A 5,797-nucleotide genomic window follows, 5' to 3' on the forward strand; every position below is an offset into this window, starting at 1 on the left:
GACGGGCTGAGAGGCATGGACCGGTGTCGAGAAGTCGGACGGGCTGAGAGGCGCGGACCGGCGTTGGGAAGCCCGACGGGCTGAGAGGCGCGGACCGGTGTCGAGAAGTCGGACGGGCTGAGAGGCGCGGACCGGCGTCGAGAAGTCGGACGGGCTGAGAGGCGCGGACCGGCGTCGAGGGGCGGGAGCCGCCGGTCCGAGGACGGACACCCCCCCGGCGCGGCCCCGGCCCACCCACCGCCCCGTAGGCGCTACGCACGCCCCCGCCGAGCAGGCATCCGTCAGCGGCCCAGCGCCGCCAGTTCCCTCGCTGCCTCCGTCAGGTCCTTCGCCGTGTCGATGGCGCGCCAGTACGCGCCCTGGGGGATCGGGAAGCCTGCCAGGCGGCGTTCACGGGCCAGGTGCGGGAACGTGGTGCGCTCGTGGTCGCCGCGCTCGGGCAGGAGCGAGGCGAAGGCGGGGGAGAAGACGTAGACACCGGCGTTGATCTCGAACGTCGACGGCGGCGACTCGATGAAGTCGGTGATGTGCCCGAAGCCGTCCGTCTGCACGGCGCCCCAGGGGATACGCGGCCGGGCCAGGGCCAGGGTCGCGACGGCGTCCCGCTCGGTGTGGAAGTCGGCCATGTCACGCAGCGAGAAGCGCGTCCAGATGTCGCCGTTGGTGGCGTACCAAGAACGGTCGGGATGCGGCAGATGCGCGGCCGCGTACTTCAGACCGCCACCCCGCCCGAGCGGCTCCGTCTCCACGACGGTCGTCACCCGCACCGGCAGCTCGGCCGACTTCAGCCAGTCCTGCAACACCTCGGCGAGGTGGCCACAGCTGACCACCACGTCCGTCACACCCTCTTCGGCGAGCCAGGCCAGCTGATGGCCGATGATCGGCGTCCCCGTACCGGGGATCTCGACCATCGGCTTGGGCCGGTCGTCGGTGTACGGACGCAGCCGGGACCCTTGGCCACCGGCCAGGATGACGGCTTGCACGGGGCGGGACGCGGCGCTCGGATCAGTCATGCCCGAACTGTACGCGGCGCCCCGCTCACGGCATTCGCGTGCTCAGCTGTGCGCCGCCGCCACGCCCGAGGCGAAGGCGGTGTCGCAGACGGGACGGGAGTACGACTGCGCCCGCGTCGGACCGTAGACGCGAACCGCCGCGCGACCGAGCGCCCGGGCGATCGAGGCGCAGTGCCGGGCCAGCGAAGGACGGTCGTTGACGGCCTGCTGGAGGTGGCCCAGGGCGAGGCCCGGGTCCTTCTCCTGCAGTTCGGTCAGCAGCTGGTCGCGCAGCACGTCCTGCGGGGCGCGTGGAGCGGCGTTCTTCGCGTCGCCCGCGCTTGAGACGTCGGTCGCGGCGAGCACCGAGTCCGAGGGATCCCCCGACCAGTTGACCCGCGTGACCGCGAGGGTCCCGGAGAGCACCAGGACGACGGGCAGGACGAGGGCGAGAGTGCGGCCGAGCTGGCGGGCGGGGCCCCGGTGGCCGTGTCGCGTCTGTTGGATGGTGGAGTGCTTCACGCGAGTGAGGGTAGCGTTCAGTACTGATATGGCGACATTTGGTCACCGGTTCGGGGGACGAAGTGGTGCTCTTTCCCGAACGGCACGTTGACGCACAGTGCTCGAAATAGCCCGATCTGCCGGGGTATTTGTCGACACCGAAAAGGGCCCCGCAGGCATCTGCGGGGCCCTCTTCGTCAACCTGGGTGAATTACCCGGGGTTGTACTGCCTGCGCGACCTCAGTCGGAGAGCCGCTCGCCCGTGGAGGTCGAGAACACGTGGGTCTCGCCGGAGCGCGGGACGATGTGCAGCGTGCTGCCCTTTTCCGGGACGTCACGGCCGCTGACGCGGACGACGAGGTCCTTGGAGTCGTCGCCGCCGACCTTGGCGGTGCCGTAGACGTACGCGTCGGCGCCGAGCTCCTCGACGACGTTGACGGTGACCGCGAGACCCTGGTCCGACTCGGAGCCGGCCACGTCGAAGTGCTCGGGGCGGACACCGACGGTGACGGTCTTGTCGGTGGTGGCGGAGAGCGCCTCGCGGTCCACCGGCACGACCGAGTTGCCGAACTTCACACCGCCGTCGGTGATCGGGACCTCGACCAGGTTCATGGCCGGGGAGCCGATGAAGCCGGCGACGAAGAGGTTGGCCGGGCGGTCGTACATGTTGCGCGGGGTGTCGACCTGCTGGAGCAGACCGTCCTTGAGGACCGCCACCCGGTCGCCCATCGTCATGGCCTCGACCTGGTCGTGGGTGACGTAGACGGTGGTGATGCCGAGACGGCGCTGCAGCGAGGCGATCTGCGTACGGGTCGACACACGGAGCTTGGCGTCCAGGTTGGACAGCGGCTCGTCCATGAGGAAGACCTGCGGCTCACGCACGATGGCGCGACCCATGGCGACACGCTGGCGCTGACCACCGGAGAGGGCCTTCGGCTTGCGGTCCAGGTACTCGGTGAGGTCGAGGATCTTCGCGGCCTCCTCGACCTTCTTGCGGATCTCCGCCTTGTTGACGCCGGCGATCTTGAGCGCGAAGCCCATGTTGTCGGCGACGGTCATGTGCGGGTACAGCGCGTAGTTCTGGAACACCATGGCGATGTCCCGGTCCTTCGGCGGCAGGTGCGTGACGTCGCGGTCACCGATGCGGATGGCGCCGCCGTTGACGTCCTCAAGCCCCGCCAGCATGCGGAGGGAGGTGGACTTGCCGCAGCCGGACGGGCCGACCAGTACGAGGAACTCTCCGTCCTCGATGTGGATGTCGAGCGCGTCCACGGCGGGCTTCTCGGTGCCCGGGTAGATCCGGGTCGCCTTGTCGAACGAGACAGTGGCCATGGTGAATGGGCCCCCTTCTACCGGCAGGAACGTGCCGGACGATCCGTTGTAGGAAGGTGGTTGGTTTAGTCCACATGTGCGGACTGGCTCTGGACGGTACCTGGCGTTCGCCTGATCTGTCAGTACCTGGGGGCATGTGAACTTCGCGGAAATTTTCGACAGGGGGCCTTGGGAACCTGGGTACACTGCACGGGCGCGTGCGTCTCGGGTGCGCGCAGGCCTCCTTAGCTCAGTTGGTCCAGAGCGGCTGTCTTGTAAACAGCAGGTCGTCGGTTCGAATCCGACAGGGGGCTCCGACAACGCCGGTTATCCGAACGCAAAAGCCTGGCGTGACGCTCCGCTTTCCGGTCGTCACGCCGGGCATTTTTTCTGTCCGTCTTTCGCACGCGTGCGCACCCATCTCCCCTCCCGGACACGGGATATGCACCGACATGGAACCTCGGTCGTTACTGCTAGTGTTCGTTCAGTCACAGTAGGCAATCAGCCTCTATGTATAGGTAATGAAAACCGAGGGTTCCATGCGCAAGCTTCACCAGGTCATGATCGTCGCGGCGGCGGCCGGCAGCCTGTCCGCCATCGGTGCCGGTACGGGTGTCGCCTACGAGGCGGGCACCGACCTCTACCGCCCCTACCAGGAGTGCAGCCCGCAGACGGTTGCCGCGACCGACGTCCCGGTCGCCGTGCTCGGTCTCTCCGAGACCTTCGACACCACCTGCGGCCAGTTCAACAACGCCTTCACGGGCTGAGGTCGGCGGCGTAGTCGTGCGCGACGCCTTCCGCGGGCCCCTTCGGGGTCGATCCCCGAGGGGGCCCGTTCATGTACGGCTGCCCGGAGCGCAGGTCCGCTCCCGTGGCCCGTACCGGATCGCTGTCGCCGAACTCCCTCGAAGCCCGGGTCAGTCCTTCACTTCGTAAGCGAAACGGCCCCGAACATCCCGGACATGGGGTGGCCGCCGGGGCCCGTATCTCCGACCTCCGGGGCTCGGCGCGGCAGTTCACGGCGCACGGCGCCCCGGGCACCCCTCACGAAGGAGACGCAACACATGTTCAACGGAAAGAAGATCGCGGCCGTCTCGGGGCTTCTCGGCGGCCTCGCCCTGACCTGTATCGGCATCACCCCGGCACACGCCGCGGCGAACCCGGCCAATTGCACGACCGACAGCGAGGGCATGATCAGGTGCACCCAGCAGATCGTGGGTGAGACGCCGCAGGGCGACAACTACATCGTCCGGCGGTCGGTGAACTGCCAGCCGAGCAAGCCCGTGACCGTTCCCGCCCCGGGTCTGCTGTCCAACGGGCAGACGCGGATCGGCCCCCACATCACCTGCAGCGACATGGCGCAGCCGGCGACGCCGGCGACGGACAACACTGACAACGCCCCCGAGATCGGCGCCGTCGGCACCGCCCTTCAGCACCTCTTCGGCGGCGGCGCGTAACCTCCCGCGCCCTCTCCGTCTCCCAAACAGCGGATGGCCGGACCGGGTTGACCTGGTCCGGCCATCCGCTGTTTCCGTGTTCTCGCGGGTCGGCAAACGGGTGACCGTCCCTCGCAGCCCGTGACTCGCCCTCGGGGAAACGTCGTTCCTCTCACAGGAGAACGGTGCGCGCACGACGCCGTATCCCCCTGCTTCCTCAATTCCCTTCACGTCCATGGCGGGACGAACGAAAGGGCTCGTTGCCATGGGCCGACACGACACAGAGAAGGGTCAAAGATCCCAAATTGCTACGGATTACGTGTATATGCTCACACTAAGTAGTCAACCAGGGCTTTCGTGCCCGGGAAGAAAGGGTCAAACTATGCGCAGGTTTCAGCGCGTTGCCGTCGTAGCCGCCGCTGTCGCAGGGCTGTCCGCCTTCGGTGCCGCCGGTTCCGCGTTCGCCCACGAGGACGACTGGGACGCCCAGAACGTCACCGCGGTGGCCACCTCGACGGCCAACGCCATGGGCACGTGGGGCACTCCGTCCGACAAGGCGCACGCTGCGCCCGCGGCCGCGCCCGCCGCCGCGCCCGCCGCCGCGCCGGCGGCCGCGCCGGAAGCCGCCTACGGTGAGTACTCCGCTCCTACCGCTGCCCAGTAATAAAAGCACCGAGGAATCGATGCGCGAGTTTCAGGGCACTGCGATTGTCGTCGTGACGACCGCGGGGCGGATGGCTCCGTACTCCGCGCCACGGTCGGCCTCTTAGGGCGTTACTCACGGCAGGTGCATCGATATCCGTCGGATTCTTAGCAAAGCAGCCCGGACGCGCGGCAGAACCCTCAGGGTGCGCGCCCGGGCTGCAGCAGTGTCGTCGCCGGACGAAGTCGAGAACGCGTCGGGCGGCGAGTCCCGTATTTCCACGTTCTCCAAGGCTCGGGCGGGCGCCGGTCGTCGGCGCGGTCGCCCGGGCCTCGATTGCAAAGGACGCAGTACATGATCGGTCGACAGAAGATCGCAACCGTCACCGGGCTGCTCGGGGCGCTCGCCGTGATCTACAGCGGTGCCGCCGCGCCGGCGTACGCCGATGACGACTCCAAGGGCGCGTGCACGATCACCGCCCAGGGGGACATCGTCTGCATCAAGAAGAGCGAGAAGGTCATCAAGGACAAGCGCGGGTACGCCATCAAGCAGGCGCAGGACTGCGAGGTCACCGAGCATCCGCGCGTCGCGTTCACCGACGGCCGGCTGGCGAACGACGAGTCCGAGCGGTCCGGTCCGGTCGTGGAGTGCTCCAACACGGCGAAGCTGCCCAAGGGGGTCAAGGTGCCCACGTTCAAGTTCAAGTTCTGAGCGCGGACGGCGAATGCCGGACCGGGAGTTGCTCCCGGTCCGGCATTTTCGGCTTTCCCGGGCGGATATCCGGTCGGGAAAAGACCGGTGGCCCCGCCCCGCGGGCGGGGGCCCCGGGGGGGGGGGGGGGGTTGATTTGGTAAGGGGGGTGGTTTGGCGCCCAAGCCCCGCCGGGGGGGGGGGGGGGGCCCCCCGCGGTGGGC

General features: G+C 68.4%; 7 protein-coding genes and 1 tRNA gene. 5 read left to right on the top strand and 3 right to left on the bottom strand.

The annotated features are described in order from the left end of the window. Nucleotides 1-281: 281 nt before the first annotated feature. The 3 genes from ACFWYS_RS26600 to ACFWYS_RS26610 form a co-directional block, all read right to left on the bottom strand. Nucleotides 282-1,013, bottom strand: a complete 732-nt coding sequence (locus ACFWYS_RS26600) for an NDP-sugar synthase (protein ID WP_384773816.1) — start codon at nucleotides 1,011-1,013, stop codon at nucleotides 282-284. 42 nt (nucleotides 1,014-1,055) lie between these two features. Continuing rightward, nucleotides 1,056-1,514 carry a hypothetical protein gene (locus ACFWYS_RS26605; protein ID WP_384773818.1) on the bottom strand — a complete coding sequence of 153 codons (459 nt, stop codon included), beginning with the start codon at nucleotides 1,512-1,514 and terminating at the stop codon, nucleotides 1,056-1,058. A 219-nt stretch (nucleotides 1,515-1,733) separates the two neighbouring features. Then, nucleotides 1,734-2,825, bottom strand: a complete 1,092-nt coding sequence (locus ACFWYS_RS26610; RefSeq protein ID WP_384773821.1) for an ABC transporter ATP-binding protein — start codon at nucleotides 2,823-2,825, stop codon at nucleotides 1,734-1,736. Nucleotides 2,826-3,043: 218 nt separating this feature from the next. On the opposite strand from ACFWYS_RS26610, the gene ACFWYS_RS26615 reads away from it, so the two are divergent. The 5 genes from ACFWYS_RS26615 (at nucleotide 3,044) to ACFWYS_RS26635 (ending at nucleotide 5,594) form a co-directional block, all read left to right on the top strand. Next, nucleotides 3,044-3,118 (top strand) — tRNA-Thr (locus tag ACFWYS_RS26615). 225 nt (nucleotides 3,119-3,343) lie between these two features. Next, a complete protein-coding gene (locus ACFWYS_RS26620; RefSeq protein ID WP_384773824.1) occupies nucleotides 3,344-3,571 on the top strand; it encodes a hypothetical protein in 228 nt (75 codons plus the stop codon). Between the two features lie 297 nt (nucleotides 3,572-3,868). Further along, entirely contained in the window at nucleotides 3,869-4,261 is a 393-nt protein-coding gene (locus ACFWYS_RS26625) for a hypothetical protein (protein ID WP_384773826.1), read from the top strand. Between the two features lie 361 nt (nucleotides 4,262-4,622). After that, nucleotides 4,623-4,904: a hypothetical protein gene (locus ACFWYS_RS26630; protein WP_384773828.1), complete on the top strand. Its 282-nt coding sequence runs from the start codon at nucleotides 4,623-4,625 to the stop codon at nucleotides 4,902-4,904. A 333-nt stretch (nucleotides 4,905-5,237) separates the two neighbouring features. Beyond that, nucleotides 5,238-5,594: a hypothetical protein gene (locus tag ACFWYS_RS26635; protein ID WP_384773831.1), complete on the top strand. Its 357-nt coding sequence runs from the start codon at nucleotides 5,238-5,240 to the stop codon at nucleotides 5,592-5,594. Nucleotides 5,595-5,797 lie beyond the last annotated feature (203 nt).

It is taken from the genome of Streptomyces sp. NPDC059010 (assembly GCF_042740355.1).
Lineage (GTDB): Bacteria > Actinomycetota > Actinomycetes > Streptomycetales > Streptomycetaceae > Streptomyces.

Bases quoted from the DNA above. Each gene is read 5' to 3' on its own strand.
- ACFWYS_RS26620 (WP_384773824.1), top strand. From the start codon at position 3,344: ATGCGCAAGCTTCACCAGGTCATGATCGTCGCGGCGGCGGCCGGCAGC.
- ACFWYS_RS26635 (WP_384773831.1), top strand. From the start codon at position 5,238: ATGATCGGTCGACAGAAGATCGCAACCGTCACCGGGCTGCTCGGGGCG.
- ACFWYS_RS26625 (WP_384773826.1), top strand. From the start codon at position 3,869: ATGTTCAACGGAAAGAAGATCGCGGCCGTCTCGGGGCTTCTCGGCGGC.
- ACFWYS_RS26610 (WP_384773821.1), bottom strand. From the start codon at position 2,825: ATGGCCACTGTCTCGTTCGACAAGGCGACCCGGATCTACCCGGGCACC.
- ACFWYS_RS26600 (WP_384773816.1), bottom strand. From the start codon at position 1,013: ATGACTGATCCGAGCGCCGCGTCCCGCCCCGTGCAAGCCGTCATCCTG.
- ACFWYS_RS26630 (WP_384773828.1), top strand. From the start codon at position 4,623: ATGCGCAGGTTTCAGCGCGTTGCCGTCGTAGCCGCCGCTGTCGCAGGG.